Annotated in this window: 13 protein-coding genes and 1 pseudogene; 9 read left to right on the top strand and 5 right to left on the bottom strand. The window is 71.7% G+C overall.

The genetic code is table 11. From position 1 onward, the window contains the following. Nucleotides 1-62: 62 nt before the first annotated feature. Together AC3EO4_RS22145 and AC3EO4_RS22140 are read left to right on the top strand one after the other, a co-directional pair. The gene (locus tag AC3EO4_RS22145; protein WP_431897466.1) at nucleotides 63-1,313 is read left to right on the top strand and encodes a cytochrome ubiquinol oxidase subunit I; all 1,251 of its coding nucleotides are present in this window, start codon (nucleotides 63-65) and stop codon (nucleotides 1,311-1,313) included. A gap of 9 nt (nucleotides 1,314-1,322) precedes the next feature. After that, nucleotides 1,323-2,060 (top strand): cytochrome d ubiquinol oxidase subunit II, encoded by a 738-nt coding sequence (locus AC3EO4_RS22140; protein WP_431897464.1) that lies wholly within the window; start codon nucleotides 1,323-1,325, stop codon nucleotides 2,058-2,060. Nucleotides 2,061-2,229: 169 nt separating this feature from the next. On the opposite strand, the gene AC3EO4_RS22135 is transcribed toward AC3EO4_RS22140, so the two are convergent. Further along, on the bottom strand, nucleotides 2,230-2,946 hold the full coding sequence (locus tag AC3EO4_RS22135) for an SDR family NAD(P)-dependent oxidoreductase (protein WP_379581326.1): 717 nt from the start codon (nucleotides 2,944-2,946) through the stop codon (nucleotides 2,230-2,232). A 66-nt stretch (nucleotides 2,947-3,012) separates the two neighbouring features. Between AC3EO4_RS22135 and AC3EO4_RS22130 the strand changes: the two genes are divergently transcribed. Continuing rightward, on the top strand, nucleotides 3,013-3,576 hold the full coding sequence (locus AC3EO4_RS22130) for a TetR/AcrR family transcriptional regulator (protein ID WP_379581324.1): 564 nt from the start codon (nucleotides 3,013-3,015) through the stop codon (nucleotides 3,574-3,576). On the opposite strand, the gene AC3EO4_RS22125 is transcribed toward AC3EO4_RS22130, so the two are convergent. Then, complete coding sequence (locus AC3EO4_RS22125) at nucleotides 3,563-5,224, bottom strand: alpha-amylase family protein (RefSeq protein ID WP_431897461.1); 1,662 nt, start codon at nucleotides 5,222-5,224, stop codon at nucleotides 3,563-3,565. The two genes, AC3EO4_RS22130 and AC3EO4_RS22125, sit on opposite strands and share 14 nt — an antisense overlap. Nucleotides 5,225-5,260: 36 nt before the next feature. On the opposite strand from AC3EO4_RS22125, the gene AC3EO4_RS22120 reads away from it, so the two are divergent. Both AC3EO4_RS22120 and secD read left to right on the top strand, forming a co-directional pair. After that, nucleotides 5,261-5,605 carry a hypothetical protein gene (locus AC3EO4_RS22120; protein ID WP_379581320.1) on the top strand — a complete coding sequence of 115 codons (345 nt, stop codon included), beginning with the start codon at nucleotides 5,261-5,263 and terminating at the stop codon, nucleotides 5,603-5,605. A 28-nt stretch (nucleotides 5,606-5,633) separates the two neighbouring features. Further along, the gene (gene secD / locus AC3EO4_RS22115; protein WP_431897459.1) at nucleotides 5,634-7,844 is read left to right on the top strand and encodes a protein translocase subunit SecD; all 2,211 of its coding nucleotides are present in this window, start codon (nucleotides 5,634-5,636) and stop codon (nucleotides 7,842-7,844) included. A 48-nt stretch (nucleotides 7,845-7,892) separates the two neighbouring features. Here secD and AC3EO4_RS22110 read toward each other — a convergent pair whose 3' ends face one another. Continuing rightward, the gene (locus tag AC3EO4_RS22110; protein ID WP_431897457.1) at nucleotides 7,893-8,654 is read right to left on the bottom strand and encodes a tyrosine-protein phosphatase; all 762 of its coding nucleotides are present in this window, start codon (nucleotides 8,652-8,654) and stop codon (nucleotides 7,893-7,895) included. Nucleotides 8,655-8,811: 157 nt separating this feature from the next. Here AC3EO4_RS22110 and AC3EO4_RS22105 point away from each other — a divergent pair, with 157 nt between their 5' ends. Further along, nucleotides 8,812-9,009, top strand: coding sequence for an EF-hand domain-containing protein (locus AC3EO4_RS22105; protein WP_379581314.1), 198 nt, complete (start codon nucleotides 8,812-8,814; stop codon nucleotides 9,007-9,009). 68 nt (nucleotides 9,010-9,077) lie between these two features. Further along, nucleotides 9,078-10,271, top strand: coding sequence for a PucR family transcriptional regulator (locus AC3EO4_RS22100; protein WP_431897455.1), 1,194 nt, complete (start codon nucleotides 9,078-9,080; stop codon nucleotides 10,269-10,271). On the opposite strand, the gene ccrA is transcribed toward AC3EO4_RS22100, so the two are convergent. After that, on the bottom strand, nucleotides 10,237-11,562 hold the full coding sequence (gene ccrA, locus AC3EO4_RS22095) for a crotonyl-CoA carboxylase/reductase (RefSeq protein WP_379581310.1): 1,326 nt from the start codon (nucleotides 11,560-11,562) through the stop codon (nucleotides 10,237-10,239). The two genes, AC3EO4_RS22100 and ccrA, sit on opposite strands and share 35 nt — an antisense overlap. A 170-nt stretch (nucleotides 11,563-11,732) precedes the next feature. Here ccrA and AC3EO4_RS22090 point away from each other — a divergent pair. Continuing rightward, nucleotides 11,733-12,143: pseudogene (locus tag AC3EO4_RS22090) on the top strand (RNA-guided endonuclease TnpB family protein); the annotation flags it as partial. A 126-nt stretch (nucleotides 12,144-12,269) separates the two neighbouring features. Here the strand turns inward: AC3EO4_RS22090 and AC3EO4_RS22085 are convergent. After that, nucleotides 12,270-18,392, bottom strand: coding sequence for an SDR family NAD(P)-dependent oxidoreductase (locus AC3EO4_RS22085; RefSeq protein WP_431897453.1), 6,123 nt, complete (start codon nucleotides 18,390-18,392; stop codon nucleotides 12,270-12,272). 227 nt (nucleotides 18,393-18,619) lie between these two features. On the opposite strand from AC3EO4_RS22085, the gene AC3EO4_RS22080 reads away from it, so the two are divergent. Beyond that, nucleotides 18,620-20,038 carry an alpha/beta hydrolase gene (locus AC3EO4_RS22080; protein WP_431897451.1) on the top strand — a complete coding sequence of 473 codons (1,419 nt, stop codon included), beginning with the start codon at nucleotides 18,620-18,622 and terminating at the stop codon, nucleotides 20,036-20,038.

Genomic DNA, 20,038 nt, shown 5'->3' with positions numbered 1-20,038 from the left:
AGTACCCGTCACACAACCACGGGCTGACGCCGTGACGCATGCCGTACCGGGATGGTCATGGCATGGAAACGGTAGACCTGGCCCGCCTGCAGTTCGCGCTGACCGCGGGGGCGCACTTCCTCTTCGTCGCGTTGACCCTCGGGCTCGCCACGCTGGTGGCGGTCCTGCAGACCAGGGCGACGCTGACCCGCAGCCCTTTGCACATGCGGATGGTGCGGTTCTGGGGCCAGCTCTACATCATCAACTACGCCATGGGCATCGTGACCGGGCTGGTGATGGAGTTCCAGTTCGGGATGTCGTGGAGCGGGTTGACGCACTTCGCGGGCAACGTGTTCGGCGCCGCCCTGGCCATCGAGACGCTGGTGGCCTTCTTCGTCGAGTCCACGTTCCTCGGGCTGTGGATCTTCGGGTGGGACCGGCTCAGCAGGTGGGCGCACCTGGCGCTGATCTGGATCGTGACGCTGACCGCCTACGCCAGCGCCTTCTGGATCCTGATCGCCAACGGCTTCCTGCAGAACCCGGTCGGCCACCAGATCGTGGACGGCGTGCTGCGGCTCACCGACTTCGGCGCGCTGCTCGCCAACCCCGCCTCGCTGGTCGCCTTCGGGCACGTCCTCGGCGGCGCGATGATCGTCGGCGGCTTCTTCATGGCCGGAGTCAGCGCCTACCACCTGCGTAGGCGCACCCACGAGCAGGAGTTCTTCCGCAAGTCGCTGAGGATCGGCGTCGGCCTCGCCCTCCCGGCCACGCTGGTCACCGCGACCTTCGGCGGCATGGGCTTCGAGACCCTCCAGCCGGGCAAGGCGGCTGCCTGGTCGGGCGGCGCGGCCGACCTCGCCAAGGTGCAGGCCGACATGGTGGCGCGCTTCGGACCAGGCGACTACCTGCCGCCCGTCGACCTCGTGCGGACCGCGGGCGTCACGATGATGCTGCTGTTCGCCGTCATGCTCTTCTTCTCGGCGGCGAGCTTCCTGCTGATGCTGTTCAGGCCCGCCGTGCGCGGCCTGCGGATCTGGCACTGGCTGCTGACGGCGATGATCCCCGTCCCGTTCGTCACCATGCTGGCGGGGTGGGTCTTCCGCGAGGTGGGCCGCCAGCCATGGGCGGTGTACGGCCTGCTGACCACGGCGGAGGCGATGTCCCCGCTCAGCGCCACGGAGATGCGCGTCTCCCTGATCGCCTTCAGCGCGGTGTTCGGACTGCTGATCCTCGTCAACTACTGGCTGCTGGCCAGGACCGCCAAGCGAGGGCCGGACGCCGTCGCCCTGGGCAGCCGCCCGATCGAGACCCCCGCTCCCGTTCTGACCTTCTGAGGAACCACCATGGAGATCTTCATCCTGGCCTTCTTCGCCGTCGGGTACTTCGTGCTCGCGGGGGCCGACATCGGGGTGGGCATGCTGCTGCCGTACCTCGGGAGGACCACCACCGAGCGCAGGACCGTCATCGCCGCGATCGCGCCCTTCTTCCTGGGCAACGAGGTGTGGCTGGTGGCGCTGGCGGGCGTGCTCACCGGGCTGTTCCCCGAGCTGGAGGGCGAGCTGCTGGCCGGCAACTACCTGGCCCTGGTGGCGCTGCTGGTCAGCTGGATCGTCCGCGACATGGGGCTGTGGCTGCGCGGCAGGGTGCAGGGGCCGCGGTGGCAGGCGGGCTGGGACGGGGCGATCGTCGCCGGCTCGTGGGGGCTCGCGCTGGCCTGGGGTGCGATCTTCACGCAGATCCTGCCGGTGCCGATCGTGGCCGCGCTCGTGGTGGCGCTGCTGTTCGCGACGCACGGGCTGGCGTTCGCCGGGCTGCGGCTGACGGGGGACCTGCGTGAGCGGGCCGTACTGCTGACCGGGGGGTCGGGCGAGGGACGCACGTACGCGCTGACGGCGGCGGCGCTGACCGGGATCGTGCTGCTGACCGGGGCGGATCTGGAACTGGCGGCCTCGGCGGCGGACGCGGCGACGCTGGCGCTGCTCGTGCCGGTGACGCTGGTGCTGATGCCGCTGCTGGTGGCGGCCCAGGGCCTGGTCTGGTGGACCTTCCGCGGCCGGGTGACCGGCCCGTCGTACCTGTGATCCGGCCTCGGTCCGGCGGCTCGCGCGCGGGAGCCGCCGGGGATCAGGCGAGGATGAAGTCGCGGATCAGGGTGGTGATCTCCGCGAGGCGTTCGAGGAGCACGACGTCCCACCAGGTGGGTGTAGTTGGAGACGGGGTCGGCGGCGGTGCCGTGGAGCAGGACGAGGTTCACAGGTTCCCTCCGCCGGTGGCGTCGATCGTGGTGCCGGTGATGAACGAGGCCTGTGGCGAGGCGAGGAAGCCGATCGTGTCCGCGATCTCCTCGGGCCTGCCGACCCTGTTGACCGCGTGGCGGGAGGCGGCGTAGGCCCTGCCGCCTTCGTCCAGCCATGAGGCGTTCGCGTCCGTGTCGATGATCCCGGGTGCCACGTTGTTGACGGTGATCCCGCGGGGTCCCAGCTCCTTGGCGAGGGCGAGGGTGAAGGTCTGCACCGCGCCCTTCGTCATCGCGTAGGCGATGCCCTCGGGGTAGGCGATCCTGGCCGCCCCCGAGGTCACGTTGATGATCCGCCCTCCCGAGGGGATGAGCGGGAGCAGCCGCTGGGTGAGGAAGAACAGATCGCGCACGTTCACCGCGAAGACCCGCTCGTACTCCTCCGGCGTCACCTCCGACAGCGGCTTCGGCAAGGGCAGGCCCGCGTTGTTGACCAGCACGTCGAGGGACGTCACCTCGGCCGCCAGCGCCGGGATGGCCTCCGGTGACCCCAGGGCGGCCCGCACCGCGACGGCGCTGCCGCCGTCCTTCTCGATCGACGACACCACCTCCTCGGCCGCCGACGTGTCGGCGGCGTAGTTCACCACGACGTGGAAACCGTCACGCGCGAGCCGCAGTGCGGCCGCCCTGCCGATCCCCCTGCTCGCACCCGTCACAAGGGCAGTCCTCATCCCTCACACCTTTCTTTAGCGATCGATACAGAAACAGTAACATAGCGATCGCTATAGAATGGGTCCATGGCACGACAGCGGTCCTTCGACAGGGACGAGGCACTGGAGAGCGCGCTGCGGGAGTTCTGGCGGCACGGCTACGAGGCGACCTCGGTCGCGAGCCTCACCCAGGTGATGGGCATCCGCCCGCCCAGCCTGTACGCCGCCTTCGGCGACAAGCGGACCCTCTTCGAGGAGACGGTCACCCGCTACCAGCGAACCCACGGCGCGTTCGCCACGCGGGCGCTGGCCGAGGAGCCCACCGGGCGCGAGGCGGTCGAACGGCTGCTGCTGGAGGCGGCCGAGCAGTACAGCGACCCCTCGCACCCGCCCGGCTGCCTGATCATCTCGGCGGCGGTGAACTGCGGGCCCGAGTCGGCCGAGGTCGAGGAATGGCTGCGCGGGTTCAGGCAGGCGACCAAGAAGGCGCTGGAGGCCAGGATCGGCGGACCCGACGCGCCCGCCCTCGCCACCTTCTACGCCTCGGTGATCCAGGGCATGTCCACCCAGGCCCGCGACGGCGCCACCCGCGAGGAACTGGAGCGGGTGGCACGCCTGGCGATGCTGGCCTATCCCGCTACTGAGCGGTGATCGCGGCGTCCTCGGGCGGCATGTCCTTGCGCGGGGTCGCGCGCAGCCAGCGGCAGCCGTGCGGTCCCATCGCCAGCCGTACCCTGCCGTCGGCGACCTCCATCGTCTCGTCGGACAGCAGGTCGGTGAGCACGCGGCCGTCCAGATCCTTCAGCCCGAGTTCGACCTCGGTCGCGGCGTCGGACAGGTTGTGGACGGCCACCACGGCCGCGTCCGCGGCGTCGCAGCGGTGCGCGAAGACGGCGGGGTGGCCGGTCTTCAGCACCGAGTTCTCGCCCCAGGCCAGCTCAGGGCATTCCCTGTAGCGCTCGATGAGCAGCTGGAACCAGCGCAGCAGCGAGTCGGGATCGCGCTTCTGGTCGGCGACGTTGACCCGGTCGGGCCCGAAGGTTCCCGCGGGCATCGTGCGTGCCGGGGTCGCGTCGCTGAATCCTCCGTCCCGTGACCACTGCATCGGGGTCCTGACCGCCATCCTGCCCTCTTCGTCGAGGTTCTCCCCCAGGCCGATCTCCTCGCCGTAGAAGATCACCGGGGTGCCGGGCATGGACAGCAGCAGGCTGTAGGCCATCTTGATACGGCGCAGGTCGCCGCCGAGCATCGAGGGCAGCCTTCGGCGCAGACCCCTGCCGTAGATCTGCATGTCCTTCTCGGGGCCGAAGGCGTCGAAGACCTCCTGCCGTTCCTCGTCGCTGAGCTTGTCGAGAGTCAGCTCGTCATGGTTGCGGAGGAAGGTCCCCCACTGGCTGTCCTTGGGCGACTCGGGGCGGGCCCGCAACGCCTCGGCGATCGGCTCAGCCTCGCACCTGGCCAGCGCCAGCCAGGCGCGCTGCATGAGGAGGAAGTCGAAGCACATCGTGAGCTGGTCGCCGTTGCCGTTGCCGAAGTAGGCGATGAGGTCCTTGTAGGGCAGGTTGACCTCACCCAGCAGGATCGAACCCCCCTCGCGCCTGTTCATGAAGGCGCGCAGGTCGGCCAGGAAGGCGTGCGGGTCCGGCAGCTTGTCGCCCACGTTCTCGATGAGGAACGGCACCGCGTCCACCCTGAACCCCGACAGGCCCAGCTCCATCCAGAAGCCGAGGATGCGGGCGATCTCGTCGCGGACCTCGGGATTGGCGACGTTGAGATCCGGCTGGAACGTGTAGAAGCTGTGCAGGTAGTACTGGCCGGTCTTCTCGTCGAGTTCCCAGAGCGAGTCCTCCTTGTCGGGGAAGACGATCGCGCCGGGGTCGTCGGGCTCCGGCGTGTCGCTCCAGACATACCAGTCGCGGTACTTCGAGTCCTTGCTCGACCGCGACTCCTTGAACCACGGGTGCTGGTCGGAGGTGTGGTTGACGACCAGGTCGGCGATCACCCGGATCCCCCTGTCCTTCGCGGTCCGCATGAACTCCACGAAGTCGCCGAGGGTGCCGAGCCGGGGGTCGACACTGTAGAAGTCGACGATGTCGTAGCCGTCGTCCTTGTTCGGGGTCGGGAAGAACGGCATGAGCCACAGGCAGGTGATGCCCAGGCTGTGCAGGTAGTCGATCTGCTGGGTGAGCCCGCGGAAATCGCCGATGCCGTCGCCGTCGCCGTCCTTGTAGGTCTCGACGTCGAGGCAGTAGATCACCGCGTTCTTCCACCAGAGATCGCTGGTATAGGTCAGCCGCATCCACCTTCGCTACCCGGGCGGGCGTAAGGTGAACGCGTGCGGACCAGGTTGCCCGCTGCGCTGCTGCTCCTGCTGTCCACACTCTTCCTGGCCGGCGGGTCCACTCCGCCTGCCTCCGTCACGGCCGCCGTCCACGCCCAGATCGCCAGGGCGGCCGATCATCACCAGGTCCTGCCCGACCCCGCCAGGCCGCACGTCCATGCGGGCAAGGGCGTCCACGCCGTGGGCGGTGGCGGCCTCGCCGTGCTCACGGCCGGTCCGCCGTACGGCACGCACGCCCGTCTCGCGACCGCCGTCGCCCCCCGGCCGCGGGCGCTCGGCGGCGAGCACCACAGGAGAGCGCCCGCCCGCGCGCCTCCGCCCTCCACACCGCTCACCTGATCCCCTGTAAGAGCCTTGTGGAGGACCCATGTCCCGTGCGCCGTTGTGGCGCGCGGTGGCGGCGCTTGCCGTCATCGCGACTTCGTTGTTCCTAGCCTTGACCATGCCGCCGCGCCTCGGCCTCGACCTGCGCGGCGGCACCCAACTCGTCTTCGAGACCCAGGACTCGCCCACCGTGAAGGCCGACGCCGCGGCCACCGACCGGACGCTGGAGGTGCTCCACCGCAGGGCGGACGCACTGGGCGTGGTCGACCCGACCCTCGTCCGCTCGGGCGAGAAGCGCATCATCGTCGAGCTGCCCGGCGTGCTCGACCCGCGCAGAGCCGCCGAGGTGATCGGAAGGACCGCGCAGCTCTCCTTCCACGCCGTCCTCGGCGACGACGGCCAGACCCGCGACGAGGACGGCAGGCCGCTCCGCCTCGGGCCTGCCGTGATCGGCGGCGACGGCGTCACCGACGCGGCGGCGCGCACCGACCCGCAACGCGGGGCGGCCTGGTTCGTCACCGTCGACTTCCGTGAGACGGCGCCGTGGCAGAAGCTGACCGGCGCCGCCGCCTGCGAACCCGTCGGCGACCCCAAGCGCAGGGTCGCCATCGTGCTCGACGACAAGGTCATCTCTTCACCGCAGGTGAACGAGGGGACGCCGTGCCGTACGGGCATGCCGGGCGGATCGACCGACATCACCGGCTCCTTCACCCCCGAGGAGGCGCAGAACCTCGCGGTGCTGATCAAGGGCGGCTCGCTTCCCGTGCCGATGAAGATCGTCGAGCAGCGGACGGTCGGCCCGACGCTCGGCGCCGAGGCCATCACCGCCAGCGCCCAGGCCGCCGTCGTCGGCGTGGTCCTGACGGGCGCGTTCATCATCCTCGTCTACCGGGTGGTCGGTCTGCTCGCCGCGGTCGCGCTGGTGAGCTACGGCCTCATCTCCTACGCCGCGCTGACCGCCCTCGGCGCGACGCTCACCCTCCCCGGCCTCGCGGGCTTCGTGCTGGCGATCGGCATGGCCGTCGACGCCAACGTGCTGGTCTTCGAACGAGCCAGGGAGGAGTACGGCAGAGCTGGCCTGAGGGCCGCGCTCGACCAGGGGTTCAGGAAGGCGTGGAGCGCGATCGCCGACTCGAACATCACCACGCTGCTCGCCGCCGGCCTGCTGTTCTGGCTGGCGTCGGGCCCGGTCAAGGGGTTCGGCGTGACACTGTCGATCGGCGTGCTGGCCTCCCTTGTCTCGGCCCTGCTCATCACCAGGGCGCTCACCCAGTGGATCATCGGCAGGGTCCCGCCGCGGATCTCCGGCATCGGCTCGATCGGCAGGGTGCGCACCTGGCTGACCGCCCGCAACCCCTTCGTCATGCGGCACGCCAGGCGTTGGCTCGTCGGCGCGGCGGTGCTCGTCGTGATCGCGGTCGCCGGGCTCGTCTCGCGGGGGCTGAACTTCGGGGTCGAGTTCACCGGAGGACGGCTCGTCGAGTTCACGACGGCCACGCCGGTGAGCGCGGACGCGGCCAGGGCCGCGGTCTCCGGCGCGGGGTTCCCCAACGCGGTCGTGCAGAGCTCGAACGAGGCGATCTCGGTGCGGACCGGACAGATCGGGGCCGACGACGTCGACCGGATCCAGCGGGCGCTCGGCGGGCAGGCCACCAAGGTGCGCGACGAGCTCATCGGGCCCTCCCTCGGTGAGGAGCTGCGGCGCAACGCGCTGATCGCGCTGGGCGTCGCGCTGGCGGCGCAGCTGGTCTACCTGGCGGCCAGGTTCCGGTGGACGTTCGGCGCGGCGGCCGTTCTGGCGCTGCTGGTGGACACGGCGGCGGTCGTGGGGGCCTTCGCGTGGTTCGGCAAGCCGATCGACGGGGTCTTCCTCGCGGCGATGCTGACGATCGTCGGGTACTCGGTGAACGACAAGGTGGTGGTCTTCGACAGGGTGCGCGAGCTGTGGGCGGCCCAGCGGAAGGCGCCGTTCGCCCAGGTGGTCAACCAGGCGATCCTGCAGACCGTGCCGCGGACGGTGAACACCGGGCTTGGCGCGCTGTTCATCCTGGCCGCGCTGGCGGTGTTCGGCGGCGACTCGCTGCGCGACTTCGCGATCGCGTTGCTGATCGGGATCGTGGTGGGCACCCTGTCGTCGTCGCTGGTGGCGGGGCCGTTGGCGATCGTGTTCGAACGGCACAGCAAGCAGCCCCCGCCGTCCCCGCCCGCCCGCCGTGCCCCCCGCTCCCGCGAGGGCTCGGGCGCGGTCGTCTGACGGGCCCCGGCCCCGCTCCCGTCCGGGGCGGGGCCGGTCGGGGGCGGGTCAGTTCAGGTACAGGTCCTTGAGCGCGGTCAGGTCGCGGTCCGTGAGGCCGAGGGCCTCACGGACGTATCCGTCCATGTCACCGTGGACGGCGGCGACGGTGTCGAAGGCGGTGTTCAGGTACGGCGCGCGCACCTCCAGCAGCGGCCGCACGACCTCGACGGCGATCCCCGTGCCTTCGAGCATCCCGTAGATCCTGCTCGCCGCCTCCGCCAGGTGATCGTTGCTGAGCAGGTAGTCGGCCATGACCGTCCGCTTGTCCACGCCCAGGACGGTGAGCAGCAGCGCGACGCCCCATCCTGTGCGGTCCTTGCCCGCCGTGCAGTGCATGAGGGTGCCCGGCCTGGACAGCGCGCGCATCAGGTCGCCGAAGGCGGCGTGCGCGTCGGGCTCGGTCACCATGCCGCGGTAGACCGCGGCGAGGAACCCCTCGGAGGTCTCGGGCGAGGTCAGCGAGGCCACGAGCGAGGGATCCTCGAACAGGGCGGCGATGTCGGCGCCGTGGCCGCCCTGCCGCTGCACGTCGAGCACCAGATAGTCGACGCCGTCCGGTATCCGGTCGGGCTGGGCGGCGCGCTCGCTCGCCGTGCGGAGATCGCAGACCAGGCGCACCCCGCGTGCGGTCAGCGCCTCCTGGTCGGCGGGGGTGAGCTGGTCGAGCGCGCCGGACCGGAAGGCGAGCCCGGTGCGGACCTTCCTGCCGTCGGTGGTGAGCTGACCGCCGATGTCCCGCAGGTTGGGCGCGGACGCGATGAAGTCCATGAAACCCGACGATAGCCGTAGAGCGGTCGGGCGGCGCGGGAGTGGGATGTCGGCTCCCGCCGCGATCGGCACGCCCGTGATCACCGGTATGGGCGCTGGTCGTCTCCTTTGACCGAGTGAGCGGCGATGGGCGGTAAATGGGACTAACCTCTCGCCCATGAGTGACTACGCGATCACGTTCGACCTCGTCGACGGCAACAACGACGGTCTGATCTCCGCCGAGGAGCTGGTCCGCCTGATGGAGGTGCTCGGCCAGCCCATCACCCTCGAAGCCGCGCAGGCGGGCGTCGCCAGGCTGGACCGTGACGGCGACGGCCTGATCTCGCTGGAGGAGTTCGGCTCCTTCATCCAATAGTTATAAAAACAAGCACTTGCTCTACGCAACCCCTGTCAGTTAAGTAACAAGTGGCGACGGGAGGGGTCATGGGCATCAAGGGTGACGGGAGCGACGGGCGCCGCCTCTGGGAGTCCGTTCCCTCCGGCATCGTGCACGCGTTGCGCCCCGGCATCGGCAGGCTCTCCGACGAGGTGATCGAGGAGATCCAGACCCGGATCCCCGAGTACGCGAGGCCGTCTGACGAGATCTACATCAAGGTCGTGCGGATGGCGGTCGAGGAGGCCATCGGCCGCTTCCTCGACCGCATCGAGGACCCCGACACCCCGTGGAATCCCGAACCGTTCCGCATGATCGGCAGGGGCGAGGCCGCCGAGGGCCGCAACCTCGAACCGCTCCAGACCGCCATGCGCCTGGGCGCGAGAGTCGGCTGGCGGCGGCTGACAGAGCTGGCCGAACCGCTCGGCCTGTCGCCCCAGTCGCTCTACGACCTCGGGGAGGCGATCTTCGTCTACCTCGACCAGCTGGCCGACGCGGCCGCCCAGGGCTTCGACGAGGCCAGGGCCCACGCGGCGGGCGAGATGGAGCGCCGCCGCCACCGCCTGCTCGACCTGCTGCTCTCCCAGCCGTCCGCTGGCGCGGAGGCGATCGCCGACCTGGCCAAGGCGGCGGGCTGGCGGCTGCCCAGGACCGTCGCGGGCGTCGCGCTCGACGACCAGAACGGCACCCCCTCCCTTCCCCCCGACGTCCTGGTCGGGCTCGAACGGCCGCAGCCGTGCCTGCTCGTCCCCGACCCCAACGGGCCGGGGCAGCCCCAGATGCTCGAGAAGAGCCTGCGCGGGTGGCGGGCCGCGGTCGGCCCCGCCGTACCGCTGAACAGGGCGGCCGTCTCGCTGCAATGGGCGGAAGAGGCGCTGGACCTGGCCCGCAGAGGGGTGCTCCCCGGAGCCCGCGGGCCGCTGCGCTGCGCCGACCACATGGCGACGCTGATCGTCTTCAAGGACGAGGACCTGGTCGGCGCGCTGGCGCAGGCCAGGCTCGCGCCGCTCGCCCACCTGCGCAAGTCGCAGCAGGACCGGCTGGCCGAGACGCTGCTGGCCTGGCTGAGGTACGGCAGAGGCGCCGGCGAGGTGGCCGCCAGGCTGCACGTCCACCCGCAGACCGTCCGCTACCGGCTGCGCCAGCTCGAGGAACTGTACGGCGAGCAGCTCGGCGACCCCGACATCCGCTTCGAGCTGGAGATCGTCCTCAGGGCGCGACAGGCCAGGAGCGGAACAGCCTGAGGTTCGGCTCGCCGACACGCTCCCGCAGCGCGCGGTCCTCGATGCCCAGGTCCTCCTCCGGCGCCAGGCAGAGCACCCCGACCTTGCCGACGTGCTCGTTCGTCTGCACGGCACGCGCCGCGTCGCCCGCCCGCTCCAGCGGGTAGACCCGCGACAGCGTCGGATGGATCATCCCGAGCGAGATGAGGCGGTTGACCTCGGCGCACTCTAGGTAGTTCGCGCCGTGCGAGCCGATGATCCGCTTGAGCCTCATCCACAGGTGCCTGTTGTCGTAGGCGTGCTCGAACCCGCTGGACGAACCGCAGGTCACCACCGAGCCGCCCTTCCTCGCGACGTACACCGACGCGCCGAACGTCTCCTTGCCCGTGTGCTCGAACACGATCGCGGGGTCCTCGCCGACCAGCCTGCGCACCTCGGCCCCCAGCCTGCGCCATGCCTTCTCGTCGTCCAGGTGCTCGAACTGGGTGCGGTCCAGGATGTGCTCGCACCCCATCCTGCGCAGCAGTTCGGCCTTCTCCCGCGAGCTGACCACGCCGACGGGGATGCCTCCGCCGTTCTTGACGAGCTGCACGCCGTACGCGCCGAGGCCGCCGGTCGCGCCCCACAGCAGCACCACGTCACCCTGCTTCATCCGCGAGCCGTGCTCGCCGACCAGCATGCGGTAGGCGGTGGACGCGCACAGCATGTTGCACGCGGCCTCCTCCCAGCTCAGGTGGGCCGGCTTCGGCAGCAGCTGCGTCGCCTTCACCACCGCGAACTCCGCGAGCCCGCCGAAGTTCGTCTCGAATCCCCACGCCCGCAGGTCGTTCCCCAGCATGGAGTCGTGGTGGGTGACGGGGTCCTCGCCGTCCACGTACGCGGGGCTCGTCACCACCCTGTCGCCGATCCGCCAGCGCTGTACCGCCGCGCCCTTCCTGACGATCACGCCGGACGCGTCCGAGCCGAGCACGTGCGTGTCGAGGTCGTGGCGCGGATCGGTCCTGCCGAAGCGCTCGAGGAAGGCGAACGTCGGGATCGGCTCGAACATCGCCGACCAGACGGTGTTGAAGTTGATCGCGCTGGCCATGACCGCGACGAGGACCTCGTCCGGGGCCAGCCGGGGCATGGGGACCTCGCCCACGTGCAGCGACCTGCGCACGTCCTTGTCCACCCCGTTCACGCCGTGCGGCGTCCTGCCGAACATGCCGACCTCGTCCTTGCGGATGTAGGCGGCGGTGTAGGTCGAGGGGAGCGGAGTGTGCTCGAGCTCTTCGGGATCCGCGCCCTCGATCACTGCCTCTGCCAGCGTCATCAGATACCTCCGGGGAAACCCCCGCCTTCGGGCGGGGAGGAATCGGACCCCTGCGGAGCGGGACAGGGGCGGGCGATTCGCCGCCAGGCGGACCGCCATATCGAACAAACGCACGATTCTCGCCTGATGGTGGCAGTAGCATGTGGGGTGTGGCGCAGTCGCCGGTCGGCACGAACGTGGGCGTGGACGCGGGCATCACCGCCCTGGTGACGCTCTCCACCGGCGAGAAGATCGTCAACCCGAAGCATGAACGCCGTGACCGGCTTGTTCGCGAGAACCAAGTGATCGCCGTGGAGGATCTGACCGTCCGCAACATGGTCCGCAACCATTCGCTGGCGCGCGCCATCTCGGACGCGTCCTGGCGGGAACTGCGCTCCATGCTGGAGTACAAGGCCATCTGGTACGGGCGTGAGCTGGTGGTGGTCGACCGCTGGTTCCCCTCCTCCAAGCTGTGTTCCGCGTGCGGAGCGCTGCAGGCCAGGATGCCGCTGAACGTCCGCGACTGGGTGTGCGCCTGTGGCGCACACCACGACCGTGACGTCAATGCCGCCAAGAATGCGCTCGCCGCCGGGCTGGCGGAGAGCTGAAACGCCTGTGGAGCTGGTGTAAGACCTCAACGAGAGTCCTCTCGGGCGGGCAACTGGCCGTGAAGCAGGAACCCTCACGGGTGACCGTGGGAATCCCCCTCGTTGACGAGGGGGAGAATGTCAAAGGAGACCTCTCAGGTGTGCGGCGACGATCTCTACATGTGGGGGGTCGAGCAGGTTGAGATGGTGCGACCCGTGCACGGGGACGATCTCCAGGTTCTTCGCGAACGGCGCGAAGCCTCGGGCGGGATCGTCGGTGTGCGCGTAGCGGACGTCCTCCACGGCCCACGGGGTCGGCTCGGTGGAGCGGTAGAGGACGACCCTTCCCTGGTACGGCCCGCACTGGTAGCGCTCGATGGCCAGGGTGTCCTGGTGGGAGGTGCGCTGGTGGCGCAGGATGGCGGGGCTCAGTCCGGTCAGGACGCCCGACTCCTCGATGCGCGCCTCGGTGAGGGCCAGCTGTTCGCTCTCGCCGAGCTCCGCCAGCTCGTCGTAGGTCAGGGAGATGGCGGCGCCGTAGGTGTCGCGGAGGTACTGGGAGAAGTCGGCGTACCTCCGGGCGTGGACGCGGGTGAGCGCGGCGGGGTCGAGCCGGTCGGGAAGCCCTGAGTCGATCATCGCGACCAGCTCGACGGCGTCGCCGAGCAGCCTGGCGATCTCGAAGGCCATGATCCCGCCGAACGACCAGCCGCCGATCCGGTAGGGGGCGGGACAGGTGCCGGCGATGGCCTCGGCGTAGGCGGCGGCCCGCTCGGGGATGCCGTCCGCCCCCTCCACCCGTTCCAGCCCGAACACCGGCGTGCCGAGAAGGGACGCGAGCCTGAGATAGACGCCCGTCGTCCCGCCCGCGGGGTGCGCGAGGAACAACGGCCCGCGGTGCGCGCCGGACGGGGCGAGCCCGGCCGTCAGCGGCCTGACGATCCCCCGCCCTGCCTCCTTCTCGTCCAGGTCCCGCACCCCGTCGGCGACCTCGGCCACGGTCACGCCGGCCACCCTGCGCCCCACCTCGCGCTCCAGGGCGGGCAGGACCTCGGCCGGGACCGCCTCGTTCACTCCGAGTACCCGCCCGACCACCTCCCCCGCCACTCTGACGACCAGCCGTTCGGCCGCGTCTCTCGGCCCCACCTCGACCGGCTCGGCCCTCTCGACGCCCAGTTCGGCCGCCAGCGCCCGCACGACCCCGTCGAGAGTGCCGCCTCTGAGCAGCAGCCCCGCGGGCAGTGCCACCCCGAAGTCGTGCTCGAACGAGCCGCGCAACCGCGTCGTCGCCAGCGAGTCCAGCCCCAGATCCGTCAGCACCGTGCCGCCCGGCGCATCCCCGGGCTCCTCCAGCCATCGGGCGTCGAGCCCGAGCACGCCCGCCACCCGCTCCCGCACCCGCGCGCCGATCACCCGCAGCGCCTCCTCGGGCGCCAGCTCCCCCAGGTCGGGCCGCCGCGCCCCCGCGCCCTCCACCACCATGGAGAAGTACGGCATGCGCCCCACCCCTGGGAACACCGCCGTCGCCATCGCAGGGTCGAGCCTGACCACGCCCGCCGACAGCCCTCTTCGCAGCAGAGCCTCCAGCGCCTCGATCCCCTCCTCCGGCGTGAGCGGCACGACGGCGGGCAGCGGGTTCGCCCCCGCCCACGTTCCCCACGCGATCGACACCGCCGGCGCGCCCTCCGCCCTGCGGAGATCGCACAGCGCGTCCAGATACGCGTTCGCCATCGCGTAGGCGGCCTGCCCCGGCGAGCCCAGCAGCGACGCGGCCGACGAGAACGCCACCCACCAGTCGAGGTCGTGGCCCCGCGTCGCCTCGTCCAGCCGCCGCCCGCCCGTCGCCTTGGCCGCCCACACCCGTTCGATCGAGGCTCGCGTCAGGTCCGCGACCAGGCTGTCGTCCAGCGCTCCCGCCGCGTGGACGACCCCGCACAGCCGCAGCCCGCCCTCGGTCGCCGCCGCCACCAGCCGCGCGGCCGTACCCTCCGCGGCCAGATCCCCCGTGACCACCTCGACGGCCGGGAGCCCGGCGAGGTGCGCGGCGGCCTCGGCCGACGGCCCCGAACGGCCGTTCACCACGACCCTCCCCGCTCCTCTCTCGGCCAGCCAGCGGGCGACCAGGAGTCCGAGCGTGCCGTAGCCTCCGGTGATCAGGTAGCCGCCGCCCTCGCGCACCACGGCAGGGACGCCACGACGGCGGGCGGGTTCGGGGAGCTCGGCGCGGCGAAGCCGGGCGGCGTAGCGGACGCCGCCGCGCCAGGCCACCTCGTCGTCATCGGAGTCGCAGGCCAGCTCCCGCGCGAGCGCCGAAAGGTCGTCGACGTCGATCAGGCTGGCCCGGAGCTCGGGATGTTCCAGGGCCAGCACCCTGATCACGCCACGCAGCGAGGCGGCCGCCGGCTCGCCGGGCTCGCCCGCGACGACGGCCTGCGCCCGCTCGGTGACGATCCTCAGCCGCCTGCCGCCGCCGGCCATCCGCGCCAGATCCAGCAGGACGCTCGCCGGGTCGGGGTTCACGGGCACGAGCAGGAGCGGGTCGCCCTCCGGCCCCGCGGGCAGGAACGAGGCCAGGCGGCCGGCCCGCGGATCCCCCTCATCGGCCAGGATGAGCCATTCGCGGGCCGGCGCCACCTGGTCGTCCGCCAGCGGGGCCGGTGTCCAGAGCCGTTCGACGAGCTTGTCCGCCAGCCGTACCGGAACGCCCGCCTCCTGGATCTCTCGCGTCTCGATTCCCTCACAAGACCCGTCTACACGGAAAAGCCCGATTCTTTCCCGCGCGTCGGCAGAGCCGCCTTCGCCCGCCGAGCCGTACATCTTCCACACGCCCGCCGCGTCCTTCGCGTGCACCTCGACGCGCCCGCCCACGCGCGTGACGGTGACCCGTGCCGGCAACGGCAGCAGCGCGTACAGCGCGACGTCCTCGACGACGTCCCCGCCAGACGCCGCCAGCGCCAGCCGCGCGACCGCCTCCACCGGCAGCACGGCGACGCCCTGCCTGTGCCAGGTCGCCTCGTCCAGGTGCCACGGCGCCTCGGACAGGTCGTCGAGCACGGTGGACCAGCTGTGACCCGCGGGAGTCTCCACGTGCGCGCCCAGCACCGGGTGCCCGCCCGCGGTACGCGGCCGCTCGGCCACCCAGTGCCGCTCCCTCCGCCAACGCGGCCGCGGCACGTCCACCACCCGGCCGTCCAGGCGCGGCGGCACGGCGGCCGCCACCCTGGCGACCTGCTCCTCGAACCCCTTCACCCCAGGACCCCGCTCGCCGGTCCCGCCCTCGCCCTGCCCATCGGGAGCGGGCCCCGCGCCGGAGGAAGGGGGCCTGGCGATCGAATGGGTCACCAGCACGCTCCGCGGGAGGCTGTCCCTGAGCGGCGCGGCCAGCACGGGATGCGGCCCGATCTCGGTGAAGACCGTGTGCCCGTCCTCCGCCGCGGCTCGCACCGCCTGCATGAGCCGTACGGGACGCCTGATCCCCGCCGCCCAGTAGGCGGGGTCGAACGTCGGCGTCTCCCGCGGATCGTCGAGCACCGTCGAGTAGAACGGGATCGAGGGCTTGCGGGGGTTGATCGGCTCCAGCTCGGCCCTCAGCAACGGCTGCAGGGGCCTGACCTGGGGCGAGTGCCCCGCGCCCTCCGCCGTCAGCACCCGCGCGTACCGCCCGCTCGCCCCCACCTCCGCCGCGAACCGCGCCACGCCGTCAGCGTCGCCCGTGACCACGGTCTGCGCCGGCGAGGAGTGCACGGCGACGTGAAGTCCCGCCGGCACCTCCTCGGCGGCGACCTCCAGCACCGCCATCGACCCGCCTCCGCCCAGCGAGCCCAGCAGCCGCGCCCTCCTGCAGATCACCCTGACCCCGTCGTGCAGCCCGAGCCCGCCGGCGACGACCGCGGCGGCGACCTCGCCCATGGAGTGCCCGATGACGGCCGCGGGCTGGATCCCGTAGGCGGTCCACAGCCTGCTGAGGGCGATCTGCACGGCGAAGATCATCGGTTGCAGGTGGGCGACGCAGCTCGCCTCTCTGTCGTGCGGGTCGATGCCGCCCTCCGCCTTGAGCAGCGGCGCCAGCTCGTCGACGGCCTCCCTGAAGACGGGCTCGGCGGCGTAGAGGTCGCGCACCATGCCCGGCCACTGCGCGCCGTACCCGCTGAAGACCCACACCGGGCCCTTGCCGCCCGCGGGCCCTGGTTCGACGGTCGCGAGCGCGCGGACCAGCTCGTCGGCGGTCCTCCCCACGACCGCCGCGCCCACCCTGCCCCTGCCCGCCCGCCTCGCCAGCGTGTACGCGACGTCCCCCAGCCAGGCGCCGCTGTCCGGGGAACCGCCGGGCGGGTCCCGGTGGGTGGTGAGCCAGGCGGCCAGGTCGGCGGCCTGCTCCCTGACCCGGTCGGCCGAGGTGTCGCTCAGCACGAGAACCCGGGCCGGTGGCGTGCCGGTCGTGCGGCTTCCCTCGCTGAGCACCCGGGCCGGCCGCGTCCCGGTCGCCCGGGTGCTCTCGCCGAGCACTCGGGCGCGCGGCGTGCCGGTCGCGCGGGCCGGGGCCGCGGGCTCGTGGTGGGCGTCCAGGACGATGTGCGCGTTGGTGCCGCCGAAGCCGAACGACGACACCCCCGCCCGGGCGTCGGGACGGGGCCACGGGGTCGGTTCGGTGACCAGCGTGAGGGATTCCCAGGGGACGTGCGGGTTCGGCGTGTGGACGTGCAGGCTGGGCGGGATGAGGCCGTGGTGGAGCGACAGCACCGACTTGATGAAGCCCGTCACCCCCGCCGCGGCCTCCAGGTGGCCGAGGTTGGTCTTCACCGAGCCGATCAGGACGGGGCAGGGGAGCGCGGCGGCGATGGCGCGGGCCTCGATCGGGTCGCCGAGGAAGGTGCCGGTGCCGTGGGCCTCGATGTGGTCGGGGCCCCTGTCGAGATCGGCGTAGACGCCGCGGAGCAGGTCCCGCTGGGCGTCGGGGTTGGGGGCGACGAGCCCGTTCGAGCGGCCGTCCTGGTTGACGGCGGACGCGGTGACCGCCGCGAGGACCCTGTCGTTGTCGCGGAGGGCGGCGGACAGGCGCTTGAGCACGACGGCGCCGCAGCCCTCGGCCCTCACCATCCCGTCGGCGGACGCGTCGAACGCCTTGCACCTGCCGTCCGGCGCGGTGCCGCCCGCCTGGTCGAAGGCCATGGTGACGACCGGGGACAGCAGCAGGTTCACGCCCGCCGCCAGAGCGAGGTCGCTCTCACCCGCCCGGAGGCTGTTCACCGCCAGATGGATGGCGACGAGGGACGACGAGCACGCGGTGTCGACGGCCATCGAGGGTCCGCGCAGGTCCAGCAGGTACGACAGCCGGTTCGCGGCGATGCTGAAGGCGGCGCCCGTGGCGGTCCAGGCCTCCACGGAGGCGGGGTCGGCGGTGGTGAGGTGGGCGTACTCGTTGCCGGAGATGCCGACGAAGCAGGCGGTACGGCTGCCGCGTAACGAGCGAGGGGCGATACCGCCGTGCTCGAACGCGTCCCACGCCGTTTCGAGGAGGAGGCGCTGCTGGGGGTCCATCGTGGCGGCCTCGCCCGGCGGGATGCCGAAGAACTCGGCGTCGAATCCCTCGATGTCGTCGAGGAAGCCGCCGTGCCTGGTCGTGCGGCGCAGGGCTTCCGCGGTGCGGGCCGTGCCGTCGTCGAACCGTTCCCACCTGCCTTCGGGCACCGTCCGTACGGCGTCGCGGCCGTGGACGAGGAGATCCCAGAACGCCTCGGGCCCTTCGGCGCCCGGCAGGCGGCACCCGACCCCGACCACCGCGATCGGCTCGGGCGCACGGCCTTGGACCGGATGGGGACGTGCCTCGTGCGAGCGGCCCTCGACCAGGTGGTACCCGTCGGACGAGCGGCCCTCGACCAGGTGGTACGCGCCGGACGAGCGGCCCTCGACCGAGTGGTGGTGCGGGTGGGACGAACGGCCCTCGACCGGGTGGGGGCGGGGGCCGGACGGACGGCCGCCCGTCGGGTGCGGCTCGGGTGCACGATCGTCCGCCAGGTCGGAAAGCGGGCCGGGTGAGGAGAGGGCGGCGGCGAGCCGGTTGATCGTCGGGTGTTCCCACACCAGGGTCGGCGGCAGCTCCCGCCCGACCAGCTCGGCCAGCTCCCCCGCGATCCCCATCGCGTCCCTGGAGGACAGTCCGTACTCCTCCAGCGGCCGGTCGGGGTCCACGTCGTCCGTGGCACACCGGGAGGAGATCCGTTCCGTGAGGAAGCGGCGGATCTCGCCGTCACCGAGTACGTCCATGGGCGCTCCCATGCTGCCGGGGGTGATCGGCCAACCTACCCATACGAACCGTTCGAGAGCAGCCCGTAGCGGAACATTCCTCCGGTTCGTTTTGTCACGCCGGTGATAATTGTCCGGAGAGCGCAAGCCGCAGCGCCTTTTCGTTGCCTCCGGTGATAGCTGTCACGCGCCGCCAGGCCCTAGCCTCGCCTGCACGCTGAGGACGGCTGAGGACGGTGACGGGCATCATGCGATCCAGGGGCTTGCTGGCGGTGGCACTGGCGTCGGTGCTGGTCATGGGCGCGGCGGCCGGTCCCGCGGCTGCTGATCCGAACTGGTCGCTGGTGCCGGAGGGCGACGGCGAGCCCAGGAAGGCGGAGCCCGCCAAGACCGAGCGACCGGCCAGGCAGGGCCAGGCCGATGTGCCCGGTCAGCCGGGCGAGGTGCCGCCGCAGGGGGACACCGGCGACAACCCCTTCCTCGACGACCCGAACGGGCGGCCGACCAAGGCTCCCCAGCCGCAGCCGACCCTGCCCGCCCGGCCGCCCGCCCGGCAACCGGCCCAACAGCCGGACCAGCGGGAGACCGGCCCGAAGGACGCCGGCGACCCCCGCTACGCGCCGGGTCAGCCGGCGCTGAAGGGCCCGGCGAGGGTGGTCAGGGAGCGCCGGCTCGGCCCGCGCATGATGGACGTCCTCATCTCCTCGCCGTCCGTGGGCCGGATGACTCCCGTCCGTCTGCTCCTCCCCCACGGCTGGTCCGCATCCGCCAAGCGCACCTGGCCCGTCCTCTACCTCCTGCACGGCGGCGCCGACAACTACACCGCCTGGACCCGCATGACCGATGTCGTCTCCTTCACCGAGAACGTCGACGCGATCATCGTCATGCCGGAGGCGGGCAGAGCCGGCAACTACTCCGACTGGTACAACGGCGGTCGCGGCGGTAGCCCCGCCTGGGCGCGATTCCACACGCAGGAGGTGCGGCGGCTCCTGGAGATCGGCTACCGCGCCGGCACGCGCAGGGCGATCGCGGGCCTGTCGATGGGCGCCTACGGGGCGGTGAAGTACGCCGCGCAGAATCCCGGCATGTTCGGGTTCGTCGGCGCGTTCAGCGGCATCATGGCGACGGAGCTGCCCGGCATCCCGCAGATCATCCAGAACGCCCAGCTCAGCGAGGGCCAGGACCCGAACGCGCTGTGGGGCGACCCGACGAGGAACAAGGACGTCTGGGCGGCCAACGACCCGGTCGTGCTCGCCCCCAACCTCAAGGGCACGGCCATCTACATGTCGAGCGGCACCAACAGCTTCGCCGGCCCGCTGGACCCGCCCGGCTCACCGTGGCACCCCGCCCACCTGGGCGAGCCCATCTCCGCGTACACGGCCAAGGCGCTGAGCAGGCGGCTGGACGCGCTCGGCATCAAGCACACCATGAACATGTACGGCAACGGCACCCACACCTGGCCGTACTGGAACAGGGAGTTCAAGAACTCCTTCCCGATGGCCCTGCGCGCGCTCGGCCTGAAGGGCGGCGGCGACCCCACGGTGGCGACGATGAGGGACGAGCGCGAGTGGGAGTACGACACCCCGCTGCCGCCGATCACACCGCCCGACGCCGTGCAGCCGGCCCCGCTGCCGCTCGGCGTCGTGAACTGGACGCTGCAGCAGTGA

It is taken from the genome of Nonomuraea sp. bgisy101 (assembly GCF_057708945.1).
This window is presented reverse-complemented; position numbering and strand designations above follow the sequence as displayed.

Bases quoted from the DNA above. Each gene is read 5' to 3' on its own strand.
- AC3EO4_RS22140 (WP_431897464.1), top strand. From the start codon at position 1,323: ATGGAGATCTTCATCCTGGCCTTCTTCGCCGTCGGGTACTTCGTGCTC.
- AC3EO4_RS22085 (WP_431897453.1), bottom strand. From the start codon at position 18,392: ATGGACGTACTCGGTGACGGCGAGATCCGCCGCTTCCTCACGGAACGG.
- AC3EO4_RS22100 (WP_431897455.1), top strand. From the start codon at position 9,078: ATGGGCATCAAGGGTGACGGGAGCGACGGGCGCCGCCTCTGGGAGTCC.
- ccrA (WP_379581310.1), bottom strand. From the start codon at position 11,562: ATGACGCTGGCAGAGGCAGTGATCGAGGGCGCGGATCCCGAAGAGCTC.
- AC3EO4_RS22110 (WP_431897457.1), bottom strand. From the start codon at position 8,654: ATGGACTTCATCGCGTCCGCGCCCAACCTGCGGGACATCGGCGGTCAG.
- AC3EO4_RS22080 (WP_431897451.1), top strand. From the start codon at position 18,620: ATGCGATCCAGGGGCTTGCTGGCGGTGGCACTGGCGTCGGTGCTGGTC.
- AC3EO4_RS22130 (WP_379581324.1), top strand. From the start codon at position 3,013: ATGGCACGACAGCGGTCCTTCGACAGGGACGAGGCACTGGAGAGCGCG.
- AC3EO4_RS22135 (WP_379581326.1), bottom strand. From the start codon at position 2,946: ATGAGGACTGCCCTTGTGACGGGTGCGAGCAGGGGGATCGGCAGGGCG.
- AC3EO4_RS22125 (WP_431897461.1), bottom strand. From the start codon at position 5,224: ATGCGGCTGACCTATACCAGCGATCTCTGGTGGAAGAACGCGGTGATC.
- AC3EO4_RS22105 (WP_379581314.1), top strand. From the start codon at position 8,812: ATGAGTGACTACGCGATCACGTTCGACCTCGTCGACGGCAACAACGAC.
- secD (WP_431897459.1), top strand. From the start codon at position 5,634: ATGTCCCGTGCGCCGTTGTGGCGCGCGGTGGCGGCGCTTGCCGTCATC.
- AC3EO4_RS22145 (WP_431897466.1), top strand. From the start codon at position 63: ATGGAAACGGTAGACCTGGCCCGCCTGCAGTTCGCGCTGACCGCGGGG.